We start from the raw sequence: 23,554 nt of genomic DNA on the forward strand, positions 1-23,554 counted from the left end.
CACGATGGCCACAGGCGAGTGTGACGTCCGTCACCGTTTTCAAGTTCCAAGGCCGTCACGCCCGGAGGCGAAGACCGCATCCGTCAGGATAGACTGGGATCGGGCAGTGTCTGTTGCCGGACAGGGGGTCTCCGTGGGGGGGAACGCAGTAAAAGTCGCGATCGTCGGCTCCGGGCCGGCGGGACTGGCTGCAGCGGCTCGCGCCGCAGCCACGAAGGTTTCGCACCTGCTGCTCGAGGCCGAACCCCATCTCTCCAACACCATTCATCGCTATCAGAAAGGCAAGCACGTCATGGCCGAGCCGGACGTGCTGCCTCTGCGCGCCGACCTGCCGTTCGGGGCCGGCAAGCGCGAACAGATACTGTCGGCCTGGGCGGACGGCGTCCGCGATCACGGCGTCTCGGTCCGTCACCAGGCCACCGTCACGGCCATTGCCGGCCGGCGGGGCGACTTCAGGATTTCGCTGAGCAACGGCGAAACGATCGGCGCCGAATTTGTGGTACTGGCGATCGGACTGCAGGGCAATCTGCGCAAGCTCGGTTGTCCGGGCGAAGACCTCGCCTGGGTGCAATACCAGCTCGACGACCCGGACGAATATCGCGGCGAAACCATCGTCGTGATCGGCGCCGGCGACGCCGCGATCGAAAACGCGCTCGCCCTGGCATCGCAAAACAAGGTCTACATCGTCAATCGACGCGACGAATTCGATCGTGCAAAGCCTGCCAACAACACGGCCATCCTCAAGGCGATCGAGGACGGTCGCGTGCAGTGCTTCTACGACAGCGGCGTCGACAGCGTGACCGACGCCGGCAAAGGCCGCGGTGGCGTCCTGAAACTGTCGAGCGCGAAGGGTGAAGTCGAACTGAAGTGCAATCGCGTGATCGCGCGCCTCGGCGCCGTGCCGCCCCGCAAGTTCGTCGAAGCCTGCGGCGTGGTTTTTCCGAGCCAGGACCCCAATTCAGTGCCGGCGGTTTCGCCGCAATACGAATCCAATGTCGAGGGTCTTTACATCATCGGCGCACTGGCCGGGTTCCCGCTGATCAAGCAGGCGATGAATCAGGGCTACGAGGTCATCGAATTCATCGAAGGCCGCGCCGTGGAACCGGCGGATGCGCCACTGCTGCGCGCCAAGTTCGCCGGCGTGTCCCAGTGGGCGAGCGATCCGGAAGCGGCACTGGCGAGTATCCGCCGCCGTGCGCCCGTGCTGACACCGCTGACACCGTTGCAGCTGCGTGAGTTCCTGCTCGATTCGGAAATTCGCACGCCAAAACCGGGCGATGTGATCTTCAGGCTCAACGACTACACGGACAGTTTTTATTCGGTCGTCAACGGCGAGGTCGAAATCGAGATCGATGCCGAGCACCCCGAGCGTCGCCTCAAGCTCGGCCAGGGTGAATTCTTCGGCGAGATGAGCCTGATTTCCGGGCGTCGTCGCTCGGCCACGGTCTATGCCGGACGGGCCTGCGTGCTGGTCGAAACGCCGCGTCGCTCGATGAACAAGCTCATCAACTCGGTGAGCGCGGTGAAGCGCGTCATCGACGAGGCCTTTCTCAAGCGCGCGCTGCGGGCCCGCCTTACGCCCGACCTCACCGACGAAGACATCGAGCAGTTCACCGCCAGCGCCACGCTGGTCAGCTTCAAGGCCTCCGAGATCCTGTTCAATGAAGGGGACCCGGGCGACGCTCTCTATCTGATCCGGCGCGGCTCGGTCATGGTGTCGCGACAGATCGGTGGTCGCGAAGTCGTGCTCGCGTACGTTGCCGCCGGACAGTACGTCGGCGAGATGGCACTGATCAGTCGCGAGCGACGTTCGGCCAGCGTGCGCGCGGCCGTGGCGGTCGATGCCATCCGCCTCGACGGCGAACTGGTGCAGGCCGTGATGGCGCGCCGCACCGGGCTGCGTGAAGATCTGCGCGCGGTTTACAAGGACCGCGTCACGCAAAACGTCGAGGGCCAGCAGGACAGCGCGCACAGCGGCGTCGTCAGCTTTCTGATGTCGCAGGGGCTCGGCGAGGCGACCGACGTGCTGCTGATCGACGAGTCGTTGTGCATTCGCTGCGATCAGTGCGAGCGCGCCTGTGCCGATACCCACGGCAACGTCGGACGCCTCGACCGCGAGGCCGGCCCGACGTTCGGCGATCTTCACGTACCGACCTCGTGCCGGCACTGCGAGCACCCGCACTGCATGAAGGACTGCCCGCCGGACGCCATCCATCGTGCGCCCGGTGGCGAGGTCTACATCAGCGATGCCTGCATCGGCTGCGGCAATTGCCAGCGCAATTGCCCTTACGGGGTCATCCAGATGGGCGCCGAGAGCCAGACCAGCCCCAGCCTCTGGCGCTGGATGATGTTCGGCGGCGACGAGCCCGGCCGCTGGACACCACCGAAGACGAAATCCGGTGACGCGCCCGCCAAAAAGGCGGCGAAGTGCGACATGTGCAAGGACCAGTCGGGTGGCCCGGCCTGCGTCCGCGCCTGCCCGACCGGTGCGGCGCTGCGCGTCGATCCGGCAAGTTTCCTGCAACTCGCGCGCGAAGGCTGACGTCATCATGAGCGCTCCGACGCCGCAGATGCATACGGGCTTTCTGCTCTATCGACGCGGACGATGGGCGTATGTCGCCGCGGCGCTGGCGGCAATCAGTGGTCTCGCCTATGTCTTGCACCACCCGCACGGTGCACCAAACGGCGGAACCTGGCTCGGCTATGCGCTCGGCACGATCGGCGCGGCGCTGGTTGTGTGGCTGGCATGGCTCGGCGTTCGCAAACGCCGCTATCGGTCAAGTGGCGCGCCGGTGCAAGGATGGCTGTCGGCGCACGTCTATCTGGGTCTGGCCCTGCTGCTGGTCGGCACGCTGCACACCGGCCTGCATTTCGGCTGGAACATTCACACGCTGGCGTACGTCTTGATGCTGTGCGTGATTGCCAGCGGAGCCTACGGCGTGATCGCCTACTCGCGCTACCCGTCGGCGATCACGCGCCATCACGCACAGGGCAATCGCGACGCCTGGCTGGCCGAAGTCTTCGATCTCGGAGAGCAGGCACTGGCGATCGCCGACCGCCTGGGGGCCGACGTGCATCGCGTGGTGCTGCGCTCGAATGACCGCCTGCGCATCGGCGGAAACTTCCTCCAGCAGCTGCGCGGCATCAGACCGCAGACCGACGTCGCAAGCCTGTTGCCCCCCATGTTCCGCAGCAAGCTCGAAGGCGAGCGCTCGCAGGATTTGCCCGCGACCTCGACGGTGATGTTCATGGCCTCGCGGATCACCCGCGCCGACAAACTGCGGAGCGGCGTCGGCGATGCCCGGCAGCTGCTCGATGTGCTCGCGCAGCGCAATGCGCTGGTCGAACGCATCAACGAGGATCTGCGGCTGCATGCCCGCATGCGGGTCTGGCTTTACCTGCACGTCCCGCTGACGCTGGCGCTGCTCGCCGCCCTGATCGCGCACATTGTCGCGGTCTTCATCTATTGGTGAGCCGATGCGCATTCTGATCCGCGAACTGCACGCTGCCGCCGACCAGACCGTCGCACTCGGCCGGCTGGTCGACACCGGACTGCTGCGCATCGGCCGCGGCAGCGATCAGGATATCGAGCTCAATGACCTGCAACTCGGCCTGGCACACGCGGAGCTGAGTCGCGTTGCCAATGGCTATCTGCTGCGCGCGCGCGGCCGCCCCGAATTGCGCGTCAACGAGCGCATGGTCGCCGAAGCGCTGCTTGGACCCGGCGATGTCGTCGACTGCGGGCGCTACCGCCTCACGCTGGGCAGCGGCACATCCGATGCCGAACTGACGATCGATATCGAGGAGCGCCTGAGCGCCAAATCCGCGCGCAGCGAACGGCTGGACGCGCTGCGCGCGCGGCTCACGCCGCAAATGCCGATGCGCACAATCGGCTGGAGTGCATTTCTGCTCGTGCTGGTCGCCTGCCTGCTGAGCCCGCTGCTGCTGCGCTATGCGTTGCACACATCGCCGCACACAAAGCTGCCCGTGCCGACCGATGCGGCATGGATGCCCTCGCCGCTGACGCCGGCCCATGCCTTTCTCGGCAAGGATTGCGGCGCGTGCCACCGCCAGGCTTTCATCAAGGTGAACGACGAAACCTGCCGGCAATGTCATGTGCAGACCGCCGCCGACCACATGCGCAACGCGCATCACGATCTGCCTGCGGCTACCGGGTTGGCCTGCAGTGACTGTCACCGCATGCACGAGAGTCCGCAGCAGGCTGCCGTCCACGACAACAGCGTCTGCATGAGCTGCCACGGCAGCGCGACGGCGGCGGCCACCGGATCGCCAGCGGCACCGAGCTTCACGAGCCAGCACCCGGCCTTCCGGCCGCAGGTGGCGCGTTTCGACGATCGGACTGCGTCGTTCGACTGGATTGAAGTCAGCCAGAACGATGCACAGGCGCTGCACGACGACAACAGTCTGAAGTTCCCGCACGACCTGCATCTGGCCAGCGCCGGCATACGCAGCCCGGACGGCATGCGGCGCCTGGAATGCTCGAACTGTCACGAGCCCGACGAGCAAGGCCGCGCCTTCAAGCCTGTGAGCATGGAAAAGCACTGCTCGCAATGCCATCGGCTCGATTTCGATCCGGACTTCCCGGACCGCACGCTGACGCACGGCGCGTCGGAGCAGGTCGTCGCCGAGATTCGCGGCTTCTACGCGCACGAGGCGCTGAGCGGCGACCGGCGCAATGCCGGTGCGCCTCGCCCGACGCGCGCGTGGGCCGATCAGCGCGCAACGCAGGTGATCGACGAGGTGTTCACGCAACGCACCTGCAAGGTCTGTCATGCGGTGGAGCCGACCGGCGATATCGCAATGCCCTGGCGCGTGGCGCCGGTGACACCACCGGCGGGCAAGCGCCTGGCGCACGCCACGGCGTTCGATCACACGGCCCATCGCGGCGAAAGTTGCGAGAGCTGCCACGCCGCGAGCCAGTCGCACACCAGCAATGAGCTGATGCTGCCGTCGCTGTCCCGCTGTCAGACCTGCCACGGCGATCCCGGCAGCGGGGCGATCATCCAGTCGACCTGTCTGGACTGTCACCGCTATCACCCTGGGGGCGGGGATGATCCGCTGGCGCAGCGCACACGCAAGCTGCTCACGGCGCGGGAGGCGCAACAGCCATGAAACTTCGGCAACTCGGTGCAGCGGGAATGCTCGCAGGCTGCTGGCTGCTGGCGCCATTGGCCGCCGTGGCCGACGAGGTCGACGACGTGTCGGCATCGCCCTTCCGTTTGAGCGAAGCGCCGCCCGAGTTGCTGGCCCCGGCTGATACCGCCCCGACGTCGACAGACGACGCCGACACGGAGTCCTACGGCGCGCTGCGGACCGTGCCCTACGACCCTTCGCGCTTCTCGGCGGACCCGCACTACGGAGAGGACTACGACGCCGAGGCGCAACGTGTGATCTACGGTGGCAAATCCAAAATCGAAAACAGCCCTCGGCCGCTGTTCGAGTTCGGCTATCCGCAGTACGAGGCCGGCCCGCTGCCGCCGGCGCGCGACTGGTTCGGCGCGAAGAATCTGGCGCGCCCACAGTTCCTCGTGTTCGGCGACTGGCGCAGCGCGATCGCCGCCAACGATGCCGGCGACAACCGCATCTCGCAACTGGCGACGCGTCTGAATCTGGACTTCGATCTGGCGGTCACGTCAACCGAGCGCTTCCACTGGTCGATGCGGCCGCTGGACCGCGGCGGCCGCTTTACCCGCTATCAGTTCTCCGGACAGAAGAAGCCGGACGACGACGGATTTCACAGCCAACTCAACGGCAACCTCAAGACCGCATTCTTCGAAGGCGATCTGGCGGCGATGATGGCCGGCTTCACCGGTCGCGACCAGCACTGGGATCTGCCGGTGACTGCCGGCTTCGTGCCGTTTTTCGTGCAGAACGGAATCTGGATGAACGATGCGATGACCGGTGCGGCATTCACGATTCCGGCGCGCAACAGCGCGGCGCTGAACATCAGCAACATGGACATAACGGTGTTCGGCGCCGGCGGCATCGTCGCCAGTGGGGCCCTGCGCAATGCCGACGGTACGCTGGACGACAGCGCCGGGCAGATCGTCGGCACCGCGATATTCGCGGAGCTGCTGCGTGGCTATCTGGAAGCAGGCTACGGCTACACGCGCGATACGCGGCACTTCGCCGGCGGTGGTGATTTCGGTTATCACAATCTGACCCTGGCCTTCACGCGGCGCTACGCCGGCGTGCTGTCGAACAGCGTCCGAGCCATCGTCAACTTCGGCCAGAAACCGCCGCCCGGCGCCGCTCACACGGCCGACGGCTACGTGCTCCTGGTGGAGAATTCCTTCGTCACCGCGCACGAGCTGACGCTGGTGCCTTATCTCAATCTCTGGTTCGGCGAACACCACCCGCAATCGCTGGCGCGCGCCGCCGACGCCGGTGGGCTGCTCGCGAACACCGGCATCAACTTCCAGACCGACGGACTCACCGGCTTTCCCAATCTCGATGCCAGTGCACAGGACACGCTGGGCGGCGCGCTCGGCATCGAATATCTGTTCAGCCTCGACCGTCAGGTGGTGGCCGAATTCGCCAGCGTGATTCCGCACGGCAACGATGATGGCGGCAAGCGTCCGATCCGCCAGAGCGCGTTCGGTCTGCGCTACCAGCAGAATCTCACCAAGGCATGGATCATGCGCACCGACTTCAACTACGGCCTGCGCAGCGAGGGTCAGCCGGATTTCAGCGGCATCCGCCTCGAATTCCGGCGCAAGTTCTGAGGCTCCGACATGAACAGGTTCCTACTGCTTTGCACGGTTCTGCTGGCACTCGCCGGTTACGGCGACGGCGCGCTCGCGCAATCGGCCGACACCGCACCCGCACCTGATGCCGCAACTGCGGCGACCGCGGCGCCGACAGTCGATCCGCATGCCGCGGTGTTCGCCAACAACCCCTTTCCGAGTGCCCGCGAGTGCGGCGCCTGCCATACGAAGGTGTTCTGGGAGTGGTCGGTCTCCAACCACGCCTATGCCTCGATCTCGCCGATGTTCCACAAGTTCGAGCAGACCATCAGCACGCTTTCGTCCGGCACCATCGGCACGTTCTGCGTACGCTGCCACCAGCAGATCGGCACACAGCTCGGCGAACCGCGCGAACGGCCGCTGTGGCAGCGCAGCGAAGTGTCGCGCGAGGGCATCACCTGTGTCACCTGCCATCGCGTCAACAAGGAATTCAACAAGGTCAACGGCGAGCGCGAAGTACTGCCGGGCAGCATCAACGACCCGGTCTACGGCGCCGGACGCGGCACCCATTACGGCGAAGTCGTGGCGGATTCGCAGCGCTACGACGTCGCGCTGTCACCCGGGCAGGAAGGGCGCCCCATCCACTCGGCGCCGATCCGTTTCGAGACGATCTCGCGTTCGGAATTCTGCGTGTCCTGCCATCAGGTGGCGGTGCATCCCGGCATCAAGCTGGAAGTCGTCTGGGACCAGTACCGGGACTCTCCCGCGTTCGCCAAAGGCGTCACCTGCCAGGACTGTCACATGGGCAAAGTGCCGGGACGATCGCTTGGCTACGAAACCTGGCCAATTGCGATCGTCAACGGCCAGGTCGTGGGATCGGACAGCCAGAAGCATTCCAATCACATGTTCTTCGGCCCCGGCTATCCGATCGCCCATCCGGGCCTGTTTCCGTTCAACCCCAAAGCGCTGCACTGGAGCATCGAGCAATGGCTGCAGTTCGACTACCGCTCGGACTGGGGCAAGGCGGAGTGGGAGGACGCAGTCGCACAGGGTCGCATCGCGGCACCGGATTTCCCGGCGCCGTGGACCGAGCGCGCGCAACGCGAAGCGGCACGCAGCATCATCGACGACAACAGCAAGCTGCTTGAAGCCAAGCGCCGCTCTCGCATTGCGGTGCTGGAGAACGGCTCGCGTCTCGACGGCCCGATCTTCGATACGGTGGCGCGCAGCGGTCATGCGCTGCGATTCCACTACAACGTCGTGAACATCGACCCCGGGCACAACCTGCCGTCCGGTTCGCTCGGCGCGCAGCCGGAAATCTGGCTGGACGTCGTACTGGTCGGACCGGACGGCCGACGCGTCTTCGAATCGGGTTATGTGGACTCCAACGGCGACATGGCCGATCTGCACTCGCTGGACTATGCCAAGGGCAAGATCGCGCTCGACGACCAGCTGTTCAATCTGCAGACCAAGTTCCTCACCACAAACGTGGTCGGCACTGATCGCGAAATGTATCTGCCGGTCAACTTCGACGTGGACCAGTTGCCGTTCATCCGCCCCTCTGGCGTACCCACCACCGTGCTCAATCATCCGCCGCTGATCCGCATGGAACAGCGCAGCATCCCGCCACTCGGTCAGCGCGAAGCGCGCTACACCGTGCCCGCCGAACTGATGAAGCAAGCCGGCAAATATGTCCTGCAGGTGCGTCTGCGTTCACGCGCGGAGCCGATCTACTTCATGCGTTTCTGCGGCGCCACCCCGGAAATGGAACGGAGCATGAACCAATGGATGATCGATATTCATCCGCAGGCGACCGAGTTCGAGGTCGAATAGGAGCGCGAATCATGAAGAATGCCCACCGATTCCTGCGCGCCGGATTGATTCTCGCCGCAGCACTGGCCGCCGGTGTCGCCGGCGCCACGGATGCGCTGCCGAGCGACAGCTACGCGCACGTTGGAGTCGGCAGTTGCGCACAAAGCACCTGCCACGGCTCGGTCAAACCCTGGCTCGTGTCGCCCGTGCAACAGAACGAGTATTTCGTCTGGCGTGACCACGACCGGCATGCCCAGGCATTCTCGGTCCTCGATGGCGACCGGGGCCGGGCGATTGCCGCGCGGCTCGGCGCCGGCGATGCCACGAAAATGCCGCTCTGCCTGGGCTGCCACGCAGAAAACATCCCGGCCGCACAACGCGGGCCGCAGTTCAGCATCGGCGAAGGTGTTGGCTGCGAGGCCTGCCACGGTGCCGCGCAGAAATGGATCGGGATGCATACCGCGCCAGACGCGGACATGGCGTCGCTGCTCGGCCAGGGTTTCTATCCCACCGCAGCGCCCGCCGCACGCGCGCAGCTCTGCGCTGGCTGCCACGAGTTCGGCGCGCGCGGGGCCGATCACCGGCTGATGGCCGCCGGCCACCCGGCATTCGCTGACGATCTGGCGAGCTATCTGGAGAAGTGGCCGAAGCATTACACGGTGGACGCCGACTACATCGCGCGCAAGCATCCGCCGGAGGCGGGGGTGCAGGCTTCGTTCGATCGCTTGCAGCACGCGGCCGACTGGGCGGGCGCGCTGGCACGCTCGACGGCCGGCGTGAACGGCGTCTTCCCCGAGTTCAGCTTCTTCCGCTGCGACAGCTGTCATCGCCCGGCAGAAGCCCGCGACACGGCGGGGCGCACTCGCCCGCGGCTCAACGATTCTGCGGTACGCGCGCTGCTGGCGGACGAACATGCGCTCGATCCGGCACAGCGTACGCAGATCGCGCAACGGCTCGAACAACTGAGCGCCGGCCTTGATCGTGGCGACCGCGCTGCCTACGCCGCTGCGGCGCAGGCCCTGAACCTCAGCTTGCGCAGCGCGCTGGCCGCGGGCGTCCCGGGCACACGCTGACGACGCGGCGGCCGGCCCCGCGCTGTGACGCCCGGGGCGGCCGATCGCCGGGTTCTGAAGGAAGTGCAGAAAGCAAAACGGGCGCCGAAGCGCCCGTTCCTTGCACCGCAAAAACCGATATCACTCGGCAGCAGCAGCCCCGGCACCGGCCGGACGGTCGACGAGCTCGACGTAGGCCATCGGCGCATCGTCGCCGGCACGGAAGCCGCACTTGAGAATGCGCAGATAGCCGCCCGGGCGCGTGTTGTAGCGCGGGCCCAGCTCATTGAACAGCTTCTGCACCGCATCGCGATCGCGCAGGCGCGCGAACGCCAGGCGGCGGTTATGGACCGAATCGGTCTTCGCGCGGGTGATCAACGGCTCGGCCAGACGGCGCAGCTCCTTGGCCTTCGGCAGCGTGGTCTTGATGAGCTCGTGCTCGAACAGCGCAACCGCGATCGCCTGCATCGTCGCTTTGCGGTGGCTGGGAGTGCGGCCGAAAGCGCGGCCCGACATCTTGTGACGCATGGCTGGGTTTCCCTAAAAGCTTCTACTTAGGCGGGCACTTTCGGCGACGACCAGTTCTCGAGCTTCATGCCGAGATCCAGTTCGTGCGAGCGAAGGGCTTCCTTGATTTCGTTGAGCGACTTCTTGCCGAGGTTCGGCGTCTTCATCAGTTCCATCTCGGTGCGCTGCACCAGATCACCGATGTAGTAGATGTTCTCGGCCTTGAGGCAATTGGCCGAACGCACCGTCAGTTCGAGATCATCGATCGGACGGAACAGGATCGGCGACAGCTCCTTCTTGCCCGGCACCGCAGCGGCCTGCGCAGCTTCGGCCTCGAGGTCGACGAACACCGACAGCTGGTCACGCAGGATGCGCGCCGCCAGGCGCACGGCTTCCGCCGGCTCGATGCCGCCATTCGTGTCGACATCCAGGATCAGCTTGTCGAGGTCGGTGCGCTGGGCAACGCGGGCGCGCTCGACCGCGTAGCTGACGCGACGCACCGGGCTGTAGCTGGCATCCAGCTTCAGCACGCCAACGCCGCGGACATCTTCTTCGCGCGTCGCGCTGGCGGCCGGCACGTAGCCGCGGCCGCGCGTGACTTTCAGCGTCACGTTCAGCTTGCCGCCGGTGAGGTTGGCGAGCACCAGTTCCGGATTGACGATCTCGACATCGTGGTCGAGCTTGATGTCGCCGGCGGTGACCGGGCCCGTGCCCGACTTCTCGAGACGCAGCGTCGCTTCTTCGCGCGAGTGCATGCGGATCGCGATGTTCTTGATGTTCAACAGGATGTCGAGGACGTCTTCCTGCACGCCTTCGACCGCACTGTACTCGTGCACGACACCGTCGATCTGCACTTCGGTGATCGCGGCGCCCGGGATCGACGACAGCAGGATGCGGCGCAGGGCATTGCCCAGCGTATGGCCGAAGCCGCGTTCCATCGGTTCCAGCGCGACACGCGCGTGGCTCGGCGAAACGACTTCGACGTCGATCTGGCGCGGCTTGAGCAGGTCTGCGACAACGTTCTGCATGATGTACCTCTATTCGTGAAACGGGCTTGGCTGACGAGGACTCGAACGACTACTTCGAGTACAACTCGACGACCAGCGCCTCGTTGATGTCCGGCAGGATCTGATCGCGCGTCGGCACGGCCTTGAAGGTGCCCTTCAGACCCTTCTCGTCGACGTCGACCCAGTCGGCCAGACCGGCCTGCGTGGCGATCGACAGCGCTTCGACGATGCGCGACTGGTTGCGCGACGCTTCGCGGATCTCGACGACGTCACCGGATTTGACCTGGTACGACGCGATGTTGACGAGCTTGCCGTTGACGACCACCGACTTGTGCGACACCAGCTGACGGGCTTCGGCGCGGGTACGCGAGAACCCCATGCGGTAGACGACGTTGTCGAGACGCGACTCGAGCATCTGCAGCAGCAGCACGCCCGTCGAGCCCTTCTTCGAAGAAGCCTTCAGGTAGTAGTTGCGGAACTGCTTTTCGAGCACGCCGTACATCTGCTTGAGCTTCTGCTTCTCGCGCAGCTGCAGGGCGTAATCCGACAGACGGGTCTTGGCGGCACCATGCTGACCCGGACGGGTCTCCATGTTGCACTTGCTGTCGATCGAACGGGCACGCGACTTCAGCAGCAGATCGGTGCCGGCGCGGCGGGACAGCTTGCACTTCGGTCCAATGTAACGAGCCATGGTTTCTCTCCTTACACGCGGCGGCGCTTGGCCGGCCGGCAGCCGTTATGCGGAATCGGCGTGACGTCGGTGATGTTGGTGATCTTGAAACCGGCGGCATTGAGCGCGCGCACGGCCGATTCGCGACCCGGGCCAGGGCCCTTGACGCGGACTTCGATGTTCTTGACGCCGTGTTCGGCGGCCGCCTGGCCGGCCTTGTCGGCTGCAACCTGCGCCGCGAACGGCGTCGACTTGCGCGAACCCTTGAAGCCCGCCGCGCCGGCCGTGCTCCACGACAGGGCATTGCCCTGGCGGTCGGTGATCAGGATGATCGTGTTGTTGAAAGAGGCATGAATATGCGCCACCGCATCGGTGACGTTCTTCTTGACCTTCTTGCGCTTGGCCGTGTTGGCGGCAGACGGGTTAGCCATGTACTTGTCCGGCTCTCAGATTATTTCTTGGCGGTCGCGACGGTGCCGCGACGAGGACCCTTGCGGGTGCGCGCATTGGTACGGGTACGCTGACCGCGCACCGGCAGACCACGGCGATGACGCAGCCCACGGTAGGAACCGAGGTCGATCAGTCGCTTGATGCTCATCGACACTTCGCGGCGCAGGTCACCTTCGACGATGAGCTTGCCGATTTCGGTGCGCAGCTTTTCCAGCTCGCCTTCGGTCAGCGAACGGATCTGCACTGCCGGATCGATACCGGCCGCCGCGCAGATCTGCTTGCTGCGCGTCTTGCCGATGCCGTAGATCGACTGCAGCGCGATCACCGTGTGCTTTCTATCCGGGATGTTGACGCCCGCGATACGTGCCATGTCCTACCTCGATTGATGCCTAACGCGCGAAAAGCCGCACATTATATTGATTCACTGGGACCGAATCAAACAGCGACGGGCTTCAGCCCTGGCGCTGCTTGTGACGCGGATCGGTGCAGAGGATGCGCACGACGCCATTGCGACGGACGACCTTGCAGTTCCGGCAGATTTTCTTGACCGATGCACGGACTTTCATGACTGACCTCTGGACTAGGTAATCGGGACTAACGGCTCTGCGCCGGTCCCAGAGACTTCAGGTTGGCCTTCTTCATCAGGCCTTCGTACTGGTGCGAGGTCATGTGCGCCTGCAGCTGCGCCATGAAATCCATCACCACCACCACCGTAATCAGCAGCGACGTGCCGCCGAAGTAGAACGGAATGCTGCTGACGAAGGTCCGCAGGATTTCCGGCACCAGGCAGATCACCAGGATGTACAGCGATCCGACCACCGTCAGGCGCGTCAGCACCGTGTCGATGTACTTCGCCGTCATCGCCCCCGGACGCACGCCCGGAATGAAGGCGCCGGACTTCTTCAGGTTGTCGGCGGTTTCGCGCGAGTCGAACACCAGCGCCGTGTAGAAGAAGCAGAAGAAAATGATCAGCAGACCGTACAGCAAGGTGTACAGCGGCTGGCCCGGCGACAGCGCATTGGCCACCTTCTGCAGCACGCCGCTCGCACCGGAGGCGCCACCGTTGCCGAAGAACTGTACCAGCGAGGCAGGAAACAGGATGATCGACGACGCGAAGATCGGCGGAATGACGCCCGACATGTTCAGCTTCAGCGGCAGATGCTGGGTCTGCGCGGCAAAGATCTTGCGACCCTGCTGGCGACGCGCATGGTGAATCGGGATGCGCCGCTGCGCACTCTCGAAAAACACCACCCCCCAGGTCACCACGGCAACCAGACCCAGCACGGCGATGACCGTGAAGCCGCCGATCGAGCCTTCACTGACCAGCTGCGCGGTCGCACCCAGCGCCCGCGGAAAACCGGCGACGATGCCGGCGAAGATGATCATCGAGATGCCGTTGCCGACGCCGCGCTCGGTGATCTGCTCACCGAGCCACATCAGGAACATGGTGCCGGTGACGAGGCTGATCGTCGCCACGAACAGGAAGCCGAAGCCGACGTTGATTGCCACGCCGGACTTCTGCAGGGCCAGCGCCGCGCCGAACGACTGGAAGATCGCCAGACCCAACGTGCCGTAGCGCGTGTACTTGGTGATCTGGCGGCGACCGGACTCGCCTTCCTTCTTCAGATCCTTGAGCTGCGGCACGACCGTCGCCATCAGCTGCACGATGATGCTGGCCGAGATGTACGGCATCACGCCGAGCGCGAAGATCGACAGGCGCCGCAGCGCACCACCCGAGAACATGTTGAACATGTCCAGGATCGTGCCCTTGCTCTGATTGAACAGGGCCGCCAGCTGCACCGGATCGATACCCGGCACCGGGATGAAGCTGCCGATGCGGTAGACGATGATCGCACCGAGCAGGAAGAGCAGGCGATTGCGCACCTCGCTCATTCTGCTCAGGTCCGGCATCGCGCCGCCTGACATGCCCGGGTTCTTGGCCATGACCGTGGTTCGTCCTTACTCGGCGATCGAACCGCCGGCGGCGGTGATCACTTCGCGGGCACCCTTGGTGACAAGCACGCCCTTGAGCGCGACCTTGCGGCTCAGCTCGCCGGACTTGATGATCTTGGCGGTCTGCGTGCCGGCCGGCACGATGTTCGCCGCCTTGAGCACGGCGAGATCGATCTCCGTCACGGTCATCTTCTCGATTTCCGAGAGACGCACTTCCGCGGTCAGCGACTTGATCGGCGACTTGAAGCCACGCTTCGGCAGGCGGCGCTGGATCGGCATCTGGCCGCCCTCGAAGCCGACCTTGTGATAGCCGCCCGAGCGCGCGGTCTGACCCTTGTGGCCGCGGCCTGCGGTCTTGCCCAGGCCCGAGCCGATACCACGGGCAACGCGGACCTTCTTGGTCTTGGCGCCCTTGCCCGGCTTGATGCTATTCAGTTTCATTTCCGTGGATCCTGTCGAGGTCGCGTTCAGGCGACTTCTTCGATGCGCAGCATGTACGACACCTTGTTCACCATGCCCATGTTCTCGGGCGTGGCGGCAACAATGCGCGACTGGTGCATGCGGCTGAGGCCCAGGCCGCGCACGCAGGCCTGATGCTTGGGCAGACGCTTGGCAAGGCTACGGATCAGCGTCAGCTTGATCTGCTTGGGAGCGGTCATGGTCGTTCTCGTTCTTTAGCCGAGGAGTTCTTCGACGGTCTTGCCGCGCTTCGCGGCCATTTCCGACGGAATGTTCATCTTGGTCAGCGCATCCATCGTCGCGCGCACCAGATTGATCGGGTTGCGCGAGCCGAGCGCCTTGGCGAGCACGTTCTGCACACCGGCGACTTCGAACACGGCACGCATCGCGCCACCGGCGATCACGCCGGTACCGTCGGAGGCCGGACGCACGAACACCTTGGCGGCACCGTGCTGGCCCCAGATCTCGTGCTGCACGGTCAGGCCCTTGAGTGCGACCGACACCATGTTCTTGCGAGCCTGGTCCATCGCCTTCGAGATGGCCTGCGGCACTTCGCGCGCCTTGCCGTAGCCGAAGCCGACGCGGCCGGCGCCGTCACCGACGACCGTCAGCGCGGTGAACGCGAACTGCTTGCCGCCCTTGACCGTCTTCGACACGCGATTGACGGTAATCAGCTTTTCCTTGAAATCGCTGCCCTGCTGGCTGTCGTAGCTGTGTTGGTTCGCCATTTCTTAGAACTCCAGGCCGGCTTCACGCGCGGCATCGGCCAGGGCCTTGATGCGGCCGTGATATTGGAAACCCGCACGGTCGAAGGCCACCTTGGTGATGCCCTTTTCCTTGGCACGCGTCGCGATCGCTTCGCCAACCTTCTTGGCGGCGGCGACGTTGCCCGTACCCTCCAGGCCTTCGGCAACCGCCTTTTCCACGGTCGAGGCGCTGACCACCGTGACCGACGCGTCCGGCGCGATGATCTGCGCATAGATGTGCTGCGGCGTGCGGTGGATCGCCAGGCGATGCACGCCCAGCTCGCGGATATGAGCGCGCGTGCGGCGGGCGCGGCGAATGCGGGTCTGCTTCTTGTCCTTCATGATTCCAACTTTCTGGTCGATACCAAAATGTTTGCGAGAAGTAATCCGGTCCATGTGCGCAGCGCGGTCCGAAGGGGGACCCGCCACGCGAACGCGTTATTTCTTCTTCGCTTCCTTGAGTTCCACCTTCTCGGTGGAATAACGCACGCCCTTGCCCTTGTAAGGCTCCGGCGGGCGGAAACCGCGGATGTCGGCGGCAACCTGGCCGACCATCTTCTTGTCTGCACCCTTGACGATCACTTCGGTCTGCGTCGGCGTTTCCACCGTGATGCCGTCCGGAACCGGATATTCAATGGGGTGCGAGAAGCCGAGCGAGAGATTGACCTTCCTGCCCGCGGCAGCGGCGCGATAACCGACGCCGACCAGCTGCAGCTTCTTCTCGTAACCGGCCGACACGCCGACCACGGCATTGTTCAGCAGCGCGCGGAACGTGCCGGCCTGCATCTTGTCGGCGGTCACCGAGGCGGCCGCAACGGTGATCACGTCACCGTTGACATCGATCTCGACCTTCGGCGGCACGTTGATCGTCAGGCTGGTCTTGGCGCTCTTGACGGTCAGCTGGCCATTGGCCTTGCTGACCTGGACGCCGGCCGGTAGTTTCACCGGCATTTTGGCTACGCGGGACATGGTGCTTTCCTTAAGAAACGATGCAGAGCACTTCGCCGCCGAGACCGGCCGCACGCGCCTTGCTGTCGCTGACCACACCCTTCGGCGTGGAGACGATGGCGACGCCGAGACCGCCGAGGACCTTCGGCAGCTCGTCCTTGCCCTTGTACACGCGCAGCGCCGGCTTGGACACGCGCTGGATGTGCTCGATCACCGGCTTGCCCTGGAAATACTTGAGGGCCAGCGTGATGGTCTTCTTGGCACCATCGGCGGTGACGTTGAAGTCGGTGATGTAGCCTTCGTCCTTGAGGACGGCGGCGATCGCTTCCTTGACCTTCGACGACGGCGCGGACACCTGCTTCTTGCGGGCGGCCTGCGCGTTGCGGATGCGGGTCAGGAAGTCGGCGATAGGATCGGTCATGCTCATAATCAATAATCCTCTTACCAGCTGGCCTTTTTCAGACCCGGCACTTCGCCGCGGTTGGCCGCTTCACGCAGCTTGTGACGGCCGAGGCCGAACTTCTTGTAGACACCGCGCGAACGGCCGGTGAGCTGGCAACGGTTGCGCTGGCGGCTCTTGCTCGAGTCGCGCGGCAGCTTCTGCAGCGCGACGACCGCCTTTTCCTTCTCTTCGTCCGACGCGGTCACGCTGGAGATCGTTTCCTTCAGCGATGCACGCTTCTTCGCGTAACGGGCAGCGAGTGCGGCGCGCTTCTTCTCGCGCTCGATCATGTTGGTCTTGGCCATGGGTCTCGCCTGCCTTACTTGCGGAACGGGAAGTTGAACGCGTCGAGCAACGCCTTGCCCTGCTCGTCGTTCTTCGCCGTCGTGGTGATGGTGATGTTCATGCCGCGCAGCGCGTCGACCTTTTCGTACTCGATTTCCGGAAAGATGATCTGCTCGGTCACGCCGAAGTTGAAGTTGCCGTTGCCGTCGAAACCGCGCGCCGAAATGCCGCGGAAGTCACGGATGCGCGGCAGCGCGACGACAATCAGGCGCTCCAGGAATTCGTACATCTTCTCGCGGCGCAGCGTCACCTTGACGCCGACCGGGTAGTTCTCGCGGACCTTGAAGGCCGCGATCGCGATGCGGGTCTTGGTGATGACCGGCTTCTGGCCGGCGATCGCGGTCATTTCCTCGACCGCCTTTTCCAGGATCTTGCGATCGGCCGTTGCTTCACCGACACCCATGTTGAGGGTGATCTTGGTGATGCGCGGCACTTCCATCGCACCGACCCCGAGCGAGGCCTTCAGTGCGGGTGCGAGCTTCTCGCTGTAAACAGTTTGCAGGTTCGCCATGGCTTTCTACCTTAGTCCACCAGTTCGCTGTTGGACTTGAACACGCGCACCTTGCGGCGCTTTTCGCCTTCACCTTCGAACTTGTAGCCGACGCGGTCGCCCTTGCCGGTTTTCGCGTTCCAGATCGCGACGTTCGAAATGTCGATCGGCATTTCCTTTTCGACGATGCCGCCGGCGACGCCCGCGTTCGGGTTGCCGCGCTGATGCTTCTTCGCGACATTGACGCCTTCGACGACGAGTTTTCCGGAAGCCAGGACCTGCGCGACCTTGCCGCGACGACCCTTGTCCTTGCCGGTGGTGACGACGATTTCGTCGCCTTTGTGGATCTTGCTCATGATCTATGGCCTCTTCAGATCACTTCGGGCGCCAGCGACACGATCTTCATGAAACGGTCACGCAGTTCGCGCGTCACCGGCCCGAAGATACGGGTGCCCAGCGGTTCCAGCTTGTTGGTCAGCAGCACGGCGGCATTGGTGTCGAAGCGGATCACCGAACCGTCGGCGCGCTTGATCGGGAAGCGCGTGCGGACGACGACGGCGTCGTGCACCTCGCCCTTCTTGACCTTGCCGCGCGGGATCGCGTCCTTGACGGTGACCTTGATCAGGTCGCCGACGCCGGCATAGCGGCGATAGGTCGAACCCTTGACCTGGATGACCTGCACTTCGCGGGCGCCGCTGTTGTCGGCGACGAGCAGAAAGCTTTCCTGTTGGATCATGGTTTCGCTCTCCGCTTAGCCGGCGTGGCCGGTCTTGAGCACTTCAACGAGACGGAAGCGCTTGGTCGCCGACAGCGGGCGCGTCTCGACGATCGCCACCATGTCGCCTTCCTTCGCCTGATTGCTTTCGTCGTGCGCACGCAGCTTGGTCGAACGGCGCAGCATCTTGCCGTACAGCGCGTGACGCTCGATGCGCTCGACCAGCACGGTGATGGTCTTGTCGCCCTTGTCGCTGACGACGCGGCCGACGACGCGATGGCCGCCCGACTTCTTTTCGCTCTGTTCGCTCATGACGCCTTCACCTGACGCGCAATCGTTTTCACCTTGGCGATCTTCTTGCGCGCGTCGCGCATCAGATGCGGCTTGGTGGCCTGCCCGGCGGCCTGCTGCATGCGCAGGTTGAACTGCTCGCGACGCAGCGCGGCGAGTTCCTCGTCGAGCGCCTTCGCGTCCTTGCCGCGCAGGCTCTTCACATATTCGGAGTTGTTCATCACATGATCGTCCGGTTGACGAAGCTGGTCTTGACCGGCAGCTTCGCGGCGGCGAGGCGGAAGGCCTCGCGCGCAGTCACTTCATCGACGCCTTCCATTTCGTAGAGCACCTTGCCGGGCTGCACCTTGGCGACCCAGTACTCGACGTTGCCCTTGCCGGAGCCCATGCGGACTTCGAGAGGCTTCTTGGTGACCGGCACGTCCGGGAACATGCGGATCCACACCTTGCCGCCACGCTTGATGTAACGCGTGATGACGCGACGGGCTGCTTCGATCTGGCGAGCCGTGATACGGCCCGGCTCCATCGTCTTGAGGCCCCATTCACCGAAGCTGACCTTGTTACCCACCAAGGCCATACCGGTATTGGATCCCTTGCGCTGCTTGCGGAATTTGGTTCGCTTAGGCTGCATCATGGCTGTGTTCTCCGACCTCAGGCCGCGCGGGCTTCGGTGGTTTCAGTCTTTTCCTGGCGGCTGGTGTCGAACACCTCGCCGGTGAATACCCAGACCTTGACGCCGATGATGCCGTACGTCGTACGCGCCTCACCGACGGCGTAATCGACATTGGCGCGCAGCGTGTGCAGCGGCACGCGGCCTTCGCGATACCACTCGGTGCGGGCGATTTCGGCGCCGTTCAGACGACCGCCAACCTGGATCTTGATGCCGCCGGCGCCGAGGCGCATGGCGTTCTGCACCGAGCGCTTCATCGCGCGGCGGAACATGATGCGGCGTTCGAGCTGCTGGGCAATGCTGTCGGCCACCAGCTGTGCATCGAGTTCCGGCTTGCGGATTTCCTCGACGGAGATGTGCACGGAATCGGCCTTCAGACCCATGCGCTTGGCGACTTCCTGCTTCAGCTTCTCGATGTCCTCGCCCTTCTTGCCGATGACGATGCCGGGGCGGGCGGTGTGGATCGTGACGCGCGCCGACTTCGACGGGCGATCGATCTGGATACGCGACACCGAGGCCTGCGCCAGCTTCTTGCGCAGGAAGGTGCGGACCTGCATGTCCTTCAGCAGATTTTCGCCATATGCCTTGCGCTCGGCATACCAGTTCGACGTCCAGGACGTCGTGATGCCAAGGCGGAAACCGTTCGGATTGACTTTATGACCCATGCGTTTTCTCTCTGTCCGACGCGGCGGCCTACTGGCCGTCCGAGACCTTGATCGTGATGTGGCTGGTCGGCTTGACGATGCGATCGGCGCGGCCCTTGGCACGCGGCATGATGCGCTTCAGGACCGGACCCTGATCGATGTAGATCTCCTTGACGCGCAGCTCGTCGACGTCGGCGCCGTGATTGTTCTCGGCGTTGGCGATCGCGGACTCCAGCACCTTGAACAGGATGCGGGCCGGCTTGCGCGTGGAGTACTTGAGGATGTTGCGGGCCTCGTCGACGGGCTTGCCGCGGACCAGATCGGCAATGGCCCGCGCCTTCTTGGGCGAGAGACGAACGAACTTGAGGATGGCTTGCGTCTGCATGGCACTCACTTCTTGGTGCTCTTGTCGGCGTGACCCTTGAAGGTCCGCGTCGGCGAGAACTCACCGAGCTTGTGGCCAACCATGTTGTCAGTGATGAAAACCGGCAGATGCGTCTTGCCGTTGTGGACCTGGACCGTCAGACCGACGAAATCCGGGGTGATCATCGAACGGCGCGACCAGGTCTTGATCGGCTTCTTCACGCGCTGGCCAGCCGCAGCCTCCACCTTCTTGGCGAGGTGGTGGTCGACGAACGGACCCTTCTTGACGGAACGAGGCATGACAGTCCCTGCTTACTTCTTCGAATGGCGGCTACGCACGATGAACTTCTGCGTGCGCTTGTTGTTGCGGGTCTTGAGGCCCTTGGTCTGCTGGCCCCACGGCGTCACCGGATGCGGGTTGCCCTGGCCGCTGCGGCCTTCACCACCGCCGTGCGGATGGTCGACCGGGTTCATGACCACGCCGCGGACTGTCGGACGGATGCCCTTGTGGCGCTTGGCGCCGGCCTTGCCGTACTGGCGCAGGTTGTGCTCGTTGTTGCCGACTTCACCGACGACCGCACGGCACTCCGCGAGCACCTTGCGCATTTCGCCGGAACGCAGACGGATCGTCGCGTACTCGCCGTCACGGGCGACCAGCTGTACGGCGGCACCGGCCGAGCGTGCGATCTGCGCACCCTTGCCCGGACGCATCTCGACGCAGTGCACGGTCGAACCGATCGGGATGTTGCGCAGCGGCAGGGCATTGCCCGGCTTGATCGGCGCGTCGGTGCCCGACTGCAGCACATCGCCGGCCTTCACGCCGCGCGGCGCGATGATGTACCGGCGTTCGCCATCCTTGTAGCACAGCAGCGCGATATGGGCGCTGCGGTTCGGATCGTATTCGACGCGCTCGACCTTGGCGGCAACGCCATCCTTGTTGCGCTTGAAGTCGATCAGACGGTAGTGCTGCTTCTCACCGCCGCCCTTGTGACGCGTGGTGATGTGACCGTTGTTGTTGCGGCCGCCCGTGCTCTTCTGCTTTTCCAGCAGCGGCGCGTACGGCTCGCCCTTCCAAAGACCCGGGGTGACCACCTTGACCTGGTGGCGCGTGCCCGCGGATGTCGGCTTGAGTTGGACCAATGGCATCGTCGTGTCCTTGTTATGCGCCGGCGCCGCTCAGGAAATCGATTTCCTGACCTTTCGCGAGCGTGACATACGCTTTCTTCCAGTCCGAGCGCTTGCCCGAGAACCGGCCGAAACGCTTGCTCTTGCCCTTGACCATGAGCGTGCGAACCTCGTCAACCTTGACGTTGAAGAGCTTCTCGACGGCTTCCTTGATCTCCGGCTTCTCGGCATCGCGGGCGACCTTGAAGACCGCCTGGTTCGCCTTTTCGGCGACGCGCGTGCTCTTCTCGGAAACGACCGGGGCGATGATCACCTGGTGCAGACGATCGACGTTCATTGCAGCCACGCCTCCAGCTTCTTGACCGCGTCCGCCGTCATCAGCACCTTTTCATGGCGCAGCAGCGAGACCGGATTGAGGGCTTCGACATCGCAAACCGCGACATGCGGAATGTTGCGCGCCGAAAGGAACAGGTTCTGGTCGAGCTCGCCGGTGACGATCAGGATGTCGTCGGAGCCAAGCTGCTTGAGCCGGGCAACGAGATCCTTGGTCTTGGCGGCTGCCGTCGTGATCGATTCGACGATCACGAGATGGTTCTGGCGGGCCAGCTCGGCGACGATCGAGCGGATCGCGCCGCGATACATCTTGCGGTTGACCTTCTGCGAATAGTCGCGCGGCGAAGCCGCGAAGGTCGTGCCGCCGCCACGCCACAGGGGCGAGCGGATGCTGCCGGCGCGCGCGCGGCCGGTGCCCTTCTGCTTCCACGGCTTCTTGCCGCCGCCGCGTACTTCGCCCTTGGCGAGCTGGGCCTTGGTGCCCGAGCGGCCAGCCGCCATGTAGGCGCTGACCACCTGGTGGATCAGAGGCTCGTTGTACTCGGCGCCGAAGACGACGTCGGAAACGTTCAGTTTGTTGGTGCTGTTATGTACTTGAATATCCATGGCCGTTTTTCCCCAGTGAACGTTATGCCTTCACCGTGGGGCGCACGATGACATCACCATTCGTGGCACCCGGCACCGCGCCCTTCACCAGCAGAAGGTTGCGATCCACATCAATCCGGACCAAGTCCAGGTTCAGCGCGGTGACGCGATCTGAACCCATGTGTCCGGCCATCTTCTTGCCCTTGAACACGCGACCCGGTGCCTGGCGCTGACCGATGGAGCCGGGAGCGCGATGCGACAGCGAGTTGCCGTGGGTAGCGCGGCCGCCACCGAAATTCCAGCGCTTCTGCACGCCGGCGAAGCCCTTGCCCTTGGAGACGCCGGTGACGTCAACGGCCTTGATGCCGTCGAACTGATCCACCTTGATCTCGGCGCCGGTCGCCAGGTCCGCACCCTCGCCATCGGCGAGACGGATTTCCCAGAGACCACGGCCGGCGGCAACGCCCGCCTTCTTGTAATGCCCGGTCAGCGCCTTGTTGACGCGACCCGGCTTCTGCTCACCCACCGCCACCTGTACAGCACGGTAGCCGTCGGTTTCCACCGTCTTCACCTGCGCAACGCGGTTGGGCGTGCACTCGATGACAGTTACCGGAATCGATGCGCCGTCTTCGGTGAAGATGCGCGTCATGCCTGCCTTGCGGCCCACGATTGCAATCGTCATGTCCGTTATCTCCTTAGCTCAGCGAGATCTGGACTTCGACGCCCGCAGGCAGGTCGAGTTTGGACAGTGCGTCGACGGTCTTTTCCGTCGGATCGACGATCTGCATGAGCCGCTTGTGCGTGCGGATTTCGTACTGGTCACGCGCGTCCTTGTCGACGTGCGGCGAAGCGAGAACGGTGTAACGTTCCTTGCGCGTGGGCAGAGGAATCGGCCCGCGCACGACGGCACCGGTGCGCTTCGCGGTCTCGACGATTTCCTTCGCCGATTTGTCGATCAGGCGATGGTCAAAAGCCTTGAGCCGGATGCGAATAGATTGGCTGGTCGCGGCCATGCTGTGGTTTCCGGTTTAAAGAGCGAGGAACAAAAGGGGCGCGAATATTAGTCGCGCCCCCGGGAAAAGTAAAGACGAAAAACGGGTTTACGCGAGAATCTTCGTGACGACGCCGGCGCCGACGGTGCGGCCGCCTTCGCGGATCGCGAAGCGCACACCGTCTTCCATCGCGATCGGGTTGATCAGCTCCACCGTCATCTGCACGTTGTCACCCGGCATCACCATTT

Annotated in this window: 35 protein-coding genes; 6 read left to right on the plus strand and 29 right to left on the minus strand. The window is 64.2% G+C overall.

Annotated features, from left to right (window positions below):
* Positions 1-133: 133 nt before the first annotated feature.
* The 6 genes from G7Y85_RS14820 to G7Y85_RS14845 are packed head-to-tail and all read left to right on the plus strand — an operon-like array spanning position 134 to position 9,592.
* A complete protein-coding gene (locus G7Y85_RS14820; protein WP_206675585.1) occupies positions 134-2,542 on the plus strand; it encodes a cyclic nucleotide-binding domain-containing protein in 2,409 nt (802 codons plus the stop codon).
* A 7-nt stretch (positions 2,543-2,549) separates the two neighbouring features.
* Positions 2,550-3,473, plus strand: coding sequence for a hypothetical protein (locus G7Y85_RS14825; protein ID WP_166258747.1), 924 nt, complete (start codon positions 2,550-2,552; stop codon positions 3,471-3,473).
* A gap of 4 nt (positions 3,474-3,477) precedes the next feature.
* Positions 3,478-5,133, plus strand: a complete 1,656-nt coding sequence (locus tag G7Y85_RS14830; protein WP_166258750.1) for a hypothetical protein — start codon at positions 3,478-3,480, stop codon at positions 5,131-5,133.
* The gene (locus G7Y85_RS14835; RefSeq protein ID WP_166258753.1) at positions 5,130-6,746 is read left to right on the plus strand and encodes a hypothetical protein; all 1,617 of its coding nucleotides are present in this window, start codon (positions 5,130-5,132) and stop codon (positions 6,744-6,746) included. The genes G7Y85_RS14830 and G7Y85_RS14835 overlap by 4 nt, the downstream gene beginning before the upstream one ends.
* 9 nt (positions 6,747-6,755) lie before the next feature.
* Positions 6,756-8,540, plus strand: coding sequence for a multiheme c-type cytochrome (locus G7Y85_RS14840; RefSeq protein ID WP_166258756.1), 1,785 nt, complete (start codon positions 6,756-6,758; stop codon positions 8,538-8,540).
* Positions 8,541-8,551: 11 nt separating this feature from the next.
* Entirely contained in the window at positions 8,552-9,592 is a 1,041-nt protein-coding gene (locus G7Y85_RS14845) for a multiheme c-type cytochrome (RefSeq protein ID WP_166258759.1), read from the plus strand.
* A 120-nt stretch (positions 9,593-9,712) separates the two neighbouring features.
* Here the strand turns inward: G7Y85_RS14845 and rplQ are convergent, their stop codons facing one another.
* The 29 genes from rplQ to G7Y85_RS14990 form a co-directional block, all read right to left on the minus strand.
* Positions 9,713-10,099: a 50S ribosomal protein L17 gene (gene rplQ / locus G7Y85_RS14850; RefSeq protein WP_166258762.1), complete on the minus strand. Its 387-nt coding sequence runs from the start codon at positions 10,097-10,099 to the stop codon at positions 9,713-9,715.
* A 26-nt stretch (positions 10,100-10,125) separates the two neighbouring features.
* On the minus strand, positions 10,126-11,106 hold the full coding sequence (locus G7Y85_RS14855; RefSeq protein ID WP_166258765.1) for a DNA-directed RNA polymerase subunit alpha: 981 nt from the start codon (positions 11,104-11,106) through the stop codon (positions 10,126-10,128).
* A 49-nt stretch (positions 11,107-11,155) separates the two neighbouring features.
* Complete coding sequence (rpsD, locus tag G7Y85_RS14860) at positions 11,156-11,776, minus strand: 30S ribosomal protein S4 (RefSeq protein ID WP_166258768.1); 621 nt, start codon at positions 11,774-11,776, stop codon at positions 11,156-11,158.
* A gap of 11 nt (positions 11,777-11,787) precedes the next feature.
* On the minus strand, positions 11,788-12,186 hold the full coding sequence (rpsK, locus tag G7Y85_RS14865; RefSeq protein WP_166258771.1) for a 30S ribosomal protein S11: 399 nt from the start codon (positions 12,184-12,186) through the stop codon (positions 11,788-11,790).
* 20 nt (positions 12,187-12,206) lie between these two features.
* Complete coding sequence (rpsM, locus tag G7Y85_RS14870) at positions 12,207-12,575, minus strand: 30S ribosomal protein S13 (protein WP_166258774.1); 369 nt, start codon at positions 12,573-12,575, stop codon at positions 12,207-12,209.
* A gap of 82 nt (positions 12,576-12,657) precedes the next feature.
* A complete protein-coding gene (gene rpmJ, locus G7Y85_RS14875) occupies positions 12,658-12,771 on the minus strand; it encodes a 50S ribosomal protein L36 (RefSeq protein WP_020651319.1) in 114 nt (37 codons plus the stop codon).
* Positions 12,772-12,799: 28 nt separating this feature from the next.
* The gene (secY, locus tag G7Y85_RS14880) at positions 12,800-14,149 is read right to left on the minus strand and encodes a preprotein translocase subunit SecY (RefSeq protein ID WP_166258777.1); all 1,350 of its coding nucleotides are present in this window, start codon (positions 14,147-14,149) and stop codon (positions 12,800-12,802) included.
* 15 nt (positions 14,150-14,164) lie between these two features.
* Positions 14,165-14,599 carry a 50S ribosomal protein L15 gene (rplO, locus tag G7Y85_RS14885; protein WP_166258780.1) on the minus strand — a complete coding sequence of 145 codons (435 nt, stop codon included), beginning with the start codon at positions 14,597-14,599 and terminating at the stop codon, positions 14,165-14,167.
* Positions 14,600-14,625: 26 nt separating this feature from the next.
* Positions 14,626-14,817 (minus strand): 50S ribosomal protein L30, encoded by a 192-nt coding sequence (rpmD, locus tag G7Y85_RS14890; RefSeq protein ID WP_166258783.1) that lies wholly within the window; start codon positions 14,815-14,817, stop codon positions 14,626-14,628.
* Positions 14,818-14,832: 15 nt separating this feature from the next.
* Positions 14,833-15,345: a 30S ribosomal protein S5 gene (gene rpsE / locus G7Y85_RS14895; RefSeq protein ID WP_166258786.1), complete on the minus strand. Its 513-nt coding sequence runs from the start codon at positions 15,343-15,345 to the stop codon at positions 14,833-14,835.
* 3 nt (positions 15,346-15,348) lie between these two features.
* The gene (rplR, locus tag G7Y85_RS14900; RefSeq protein ID WP_166258908.1) at positions 15,349-15,705 is read right to left on the minus strand and encodes a 50S ribosomal protein L18; all 357 of its coding nucleotides are present in this window, start codon (positions 15,703-15,705) and stop codon (positions 15,349-15,351) included.
* 96 nt (positions 15,706-15,801) lie between these two features.
* Positions 15,802-16,332: a 50S ribosomal protein L6 gene (gene rplF / locus G7Y85_RS14905; protein WP_166258790.1), complete on the minus strand. Its 531-nt coding sequence runs from the start codon at positions 16,330-16,332 to the stop codon at positions 15,802-15,804.
* Positions 16,333-16,342: 10 nt separating this feature from the next.
* On the minus strand, positions 16,343-16,738 hold the full coding sequence (rpsH, locus tag G7Y85_RS14910; RefSeq protein WP_166258794.1) for a 30S ribosomal protein S8: 396 nt from the start codon (positions 16,736-16,738) through the stop codon (positions 16,343-16,345).
* Positions 16,739-16,752: 14 nt separating this feature from the next.
* Positions 16,753-17,058 (minus strand): 30S ribosomal protein S14, encoded by a 306-nt coding sequence (gene rpsN, locus G7Y85_RS14915; protein ID WP_166258797.1) that lies wholly within the window; start codon positions 17,056-17,058, stop codon positions 16,753-16,755.
* A gap of 14 nt (positions 17,059-17,072) precedes the next feature.
* Positions 17,073-17,609 (minus strand): 50S ribosomal protein L5, encoded by a 537-nt coding sequence (gene rplE, locus G7Y85_RS14920; protein ID WP_166258800.1) that lies wholly within the window; start codon positions 17,607-17,609, stop codon positions 17,073-17,075.
* 11 nt (positions 17,610-17,620) lie between these two features.
* A complete protein-coding gene (rplX, locus tag G7Y85_RS14925) occupies positions 17,621-17,944 on the minus strand; it encodes a 50S ribosomal protein L24 (protein ID WP_194241187.1) in 324 nt (107 codons plus the stop codon).
* A gap of 14 nt (positions 17,945-17,958) precedes the next feature.
* The gene (gene rplN, locus G7Y85_RS14930) at positions 17,959-18,324 is read right to left on the minus strand and encodes a 50S ribosomal protein L14 (RefSeq protein ID WP_166258803.1); all 366 of its coding nucleotides are present in this window, start codon (positions 18,322-18,324) and stop codon (positions 17,959-17,961) included.
* Positions 18,325-18,339: 15 nt separating this feature from the next.
* Positions 18,340-18,615, minus strand: a complete 276-nt coding sequence (rpsQ, locus tag G7Y85_RS14935; RefSeq protein ID WP_166258806.1) for a 30S ribosomal protein S17 — start codon at positions 18,613-18,615, stop codon at positions 18,340-18,342.
* Positions 18,612-18,815: a 50S ribosomal protein L29 gene (rpmC, locus tag G7Y85_RS14940; RefSeq protein ID WP_166258809.1), complete on the minus strand. Its 204-nt coding sequence runs from the start codon at positions 18,813-18,815 to the stop codon at positions 18,612-18,614. Before rpmC ends, rpsQ begins: the two co-directional genes overlap by 4 nt.
* Positions 18,815-19,228, minus strand: a complete 414-nt coding sequence (gene rplP / locus G7Y85_RS14945) for a 50S ribosomal protein L16 (protein ID WP_166258812.1) — start codon at positions 19,226-19,228, stop codon at positions 18,815-18,817. Before rplP ends, rpmC begins: the two co-directional genes overlap by 1 nt.
* 17 nt (positions 19,229-19,245) lie before the next feature.
* Complete coding sequence (gene rpsC, locus G7Y85_RS14950; protein WP_166258815.1) at positions 19,246-19,929, minus strand: 30S ribosomal protein S3; 684 nt, start codon at positions 19,927-19,929, stop codon at positions 19,246-19,248.
* Between the two features lie 28 nt (positions 19,930-19,957).
* Complete coding sequence (gene rplV / locus G7Y85_RS14955) at positions 19,958-20,293, minus strand: 50S ribosomal protein L22 (protein WP_166258819.1); 336 nt, start codon at positions 20,291-20,293, stop codon at positions 19,958-19,960.
* Positions 20,294-20,298: 5 nt separating this feature from the next.
* Positions 20,299-20,571, minus strand: coding sequence for a 30S ribosomal protein S19 (gene rpsS / locus G7Y85_RS14960; RefSeq protein ID WP_166258823.1), 273 nt, complete (start codon positions 20,569-20,571; stop codon positions 20,299-20,301).
* Between the two features lie 12 nt (positions 20,572-20,583).
* Positions 20,584-21,417 carry a 50S ribosomal protein L2 gene (gene rplB, locus G7Y85_RS14965; RefSeq protein WP_166258826.1) on the minus strand — a complete coding sequence of 278 codons (834 nt, stop codon included), beginning with the start codon at positions 21,415-21,417 and terminating at the stop codon, positions 20,584-20,586.
* Between the two features lie 13 nt (positions 21,418-21,430).
* Positions 21,431-21,733: a 50S ribosomal protein L23 gene (gene rplW / locus G7Y85_RS14970; protein ID WP_166258829.1), complete on the minus strand. Its 303-nt coding sequence runs from the start codon at positions 21,731-21,733 to the stop codon at positions 21,431-21,433.
* Positions 21,730-22,335: a 50S ribosomal protein L4 gene (gene rplD / locus G7Y85_RS14975; protein WP_166258832.1), complete on the minus strand. Its 606-nt coding sequence runs from the start codon at positions 22,333-22,335 to the stop codon at positions 21,730-21,732. The genes rplW and rplD overlap by 4 nt, the downstream gene beginning before the upstream one ends.
* Before the next feature lie 22 nt (positions 22,336-22,357).
* Entirely contained in the window at positions 22,358-22,996 is a 639-nt protein-coding gene (gene rplC / locus G7Y85_RS14980) for a 50S ribosomal protein L3 (RefSeq protein ID WP_166258836.1), read from the minus strand.
* 13 nt (positions 22,997-23,009) lie between these two features.
* Positions 23,010-23,327 carry a 30S ribosomal protein S10 gene (rpsJ, locus tag G7Y85_RS14985; protein WP_166258839.1) on the minus strand — a complete coding sequence of 106 codons (318 nt, stop codon included), beginning with the start codon at positions 23,325-23,327 and terminating at the stop codon, positions 23,010-23,012.
* Positions 23,328-23,414: 87 nt separating this feature from the next.
* Positions 23,415-23,554 (minus strand): EF-Tu C-terminal domain-related protein (locus tag G7Y85_RS14990; protein ID WP_494546250.1); only part of this gene is annotated, 140 nt, incomplete at its 5' end.

Source organism: Solimonas terrae (genome assembly GCF_011067135.1).
In the GTDB taxonomy this organism is placed as follows: domain Bacteria; phylum Pseudomonadota; class Gammaproteobacteria; order Nevskiales; family Nevskiaceae; genus Solimonas; species Solimonas terrae.

What these genes read in the sequence shown, in the direction of transcription:
- rpsM (WP_166258774.1), bottom strand. Translation starts at nt 12,575, where the DNA reads ATGGCACGTATCGCGGGCGTCAACATCCCGGATAGAAAGCACACGGTG.
- rpsD (WP_166258768.1), bottom strand. Translation starts at nt 11,776, where the DNA reads ATGGCTCGTTACATTGGACCGAAGTGCAAGCTGTCCCGCCGCGCCGGC.
- rpmC (WP_166258809.1), bottom strand. Translation starts at nt 18,815, where the DNA reads ATGAACAACTCCGAATATGTGAAGAGCCTGCGCGGCAAGGACGCGAAG.
- rpsS (WP_166258823.1), bottom strand. Translation starts at nt 20,571, where the DNA reads ATGCCTCGTTCCGTCAAGAAGGGTCCGTTCGTCGACCACCACCTCGCC.
- rpsN (WP_166258797.1), bottom strand. Translation starts at nt 17,058, where the DNA reads ATGGCCAAGACCAACATGATCGAGCGCGAGAAGAAGCGCGCCGCACTC.
- rpsQ (WP_166258806.1), bottom strand. Translation starts at nt 18,615, where the DNA reads ATGAGCGAACAGAGCGAAAAGAAGTCGGGCGGCCATCGCGTCGTCGGC.
- rplE (WP_166258800.1), bottom strand. Translation starts at nt 17,609, where the DNA reads ATGGCGAACCTGCAAACTGTTTACAGCGAGAAGCTCGCACCCGCACTG.
- G7Y85_RS14840 (WP_166258756.1), top strand. Translation starts at nt 6,756, where the DNA reads ATGAACAGGTTCCTACTGCTTTGCACGGTTCTGCTGGCACTCGCCGGT.
- G7Y85_RS14830 (WP_166258750.1), top strand. Translation starts at nt 3,478, where the DNA reads ATGCGCATTCTGATCCGCGAACTGCACGCTGCCGCCGACCAGACCGTC.
- rplR (WP_166258908.1), bottom strand. Translation starts at nt 15,705, where the DNA reads ATGAAGGACAAGAAGCAGACCCGCATTCGCCGCGCCCGCCGCACGCGC.
- rplP (WP_166258812.1), bottom strand. Translation starts at nt 19,228, where the DNA reads ATGATGCAGCCTAAGCGAACCAAATTCCGCAAGCAGCGCAAGGGATCC.
- rpmJ (WP_020651319.1), bottom strand. Translation starts at nt 12,771, where the DNA reads ATGAAAGTCCGTGCATCGGTCAAGAAAATCTGCCGGAACTGCAAGGTC.
- G7Y85_RS14855 (WP_166258765.1), bottom strand. Translation starts at nt 11,106, where the DNA reads ATGCAGAACGTTGTCGCAGACCTGCTCAAGCCGCGCCAGATCGACGTC.
- G7Y85_RS14845 (WP_166258759.1), top strand. Translation starts at nt 8,552, where the DNA reads ATGAAGAATGCCCACCGATTCCTGCGCGCCGGATTGATTCTCGCCGCA.
- rplC (WP_166258836.1), bottom strand. Translation starts at nt 22,996, where the DNA reads ATGACGATTGCAATCGTGGGCCGCAAGGCAGGCATGACGCGCATCTTC.
- rplD (WP_166258832.1), bottom strand. Translation starts at nt 22,335, where the DNA reads ATGGATATTCAAGTACATAACAGCACCAACAAACTGAACGTTTCCGAC.
- rpsE (WP_166258786.1), bottom strand. Translation starts at nt 15,345, where the DNA reads ATGGCGAACCAACACAGCTACGACAGCCAGCAGGGCAGCGATTTCAAG.
- rplX (WP_194241187.1), bottom strand. Translation starts at nt 17,944, where the DNA reads ATGAGCAAGATCCACAAAGGCGACGAAATCGTCGTCACCACCGGCAAG.
- rplF (WP_166258790.1), bottom strand. Translation starts at nt 16,332, where the DNA reads ATGTCCCGCGTAGCCAAAATGCCGGTGAAACTACCGGCCGGCGTCCAG.
- G7Y85_RS14825 (WP_166258747.1), top strand. Translation starts at nt 2,550, where the DNA reads ATGAGCGCTCCGACGCCGCAGATGCATACGGGCTTTCTGCTCTATCGA.
- rplO (WP_166258780.1), bottom strand. Translation starts at nt 14,599, where the DNA reads ATGAAACTGAATAGCATCAAGCCGGGCAAGGGCGCCAAGACCAAGAAG.
- rpsJ (WP_166258839.1), bottom strand. Translation starts at nt 23,327, where the DNA reads ATGGCCGCGACCAGCCAATCTATTCGCATCCGGCTCAAGGCTTTTGAC.
- rpsC (WP_166258815.1), bottom strand. Translation starts at nt 19,929, where the DNA reads ATGGGTCATAAAGTCAATCCGAACGGTTTCCGCCTTGGCATCACGACG.
- rplN (WP_166258803.1), bottom strand. Translation starts at nt 18,324, where the DNA reads ATGATCCAACAGGAAAGCTTTCTGCTCGTCGCCGACAACAGCGGCGCC.
- rpsH (WP_166258794.1), bottom strand. Translation starts at nt 16,738, where the DNA reads ATGAGCATGACCGATCCTATCGCCGACTTCCTGACCCGCATCCGCAAC.
- rplQ (WP_166258762.1), bottom strand. Translation starts at nt 10,099, where the DNA reads ATGCGTCACAAGATGTCGGGCCGCGCTTTCGGCCGCACTCCCAGCCAC.
- G7Y85_RS14835 (WP_166258753.1), top strand. Translation starts at nt 5,130, where the DNA reads ATGAAACTTCGGCAACTCGGTGCAGCGGGAATGCTCGCAGGCTGCTGG.
- rpsK (WP_166258771.1), bottom strand. Translation starts at nt 12,186, where the DNA reads ATGGCTAACCCGTCTGCCGCCAACACGGCCAAGCGCAAGAAGGTCAAG.
- rplW (WP_166258829.1), bottom strand. Translation starts at nt 21,733, where the DNA reads ATGAACGTCGATCGTCTGCACCAGGTGATCATCGCCCCGGTCGTTTCC.
- secY (WP_166258777.1), bottom strand. Translation starts at nt 14,149, where the DNA reads ATGGCCAAGAACCCGGGCATGTCAGGCGGCGCGATGCCGGACCTGAGC.
- rplB (WP_166258826.1), bottom strand. Translation starts at nt 21,417, where the DNA reads ATGCCATTGGTCCAACTCAAGCCGACATCCGCGGGCACGCGCCACCAG.
- rpmD (WP_166258783.1), bottom strand. Translation starts at nt 14,817, where the DNA reads ATGACCGCTCCCAAGCAGATCAAGCTGACGCTGATCCGTAGCCTTGCC.
- rplV (WP_166258819.1), bottom strand. Translation starts at nt 20,293, where the DNA reads ATGCAGACGCAAGCCATCCTCAAGTTCGTTCGTCTCTCGCCCAAGAAG.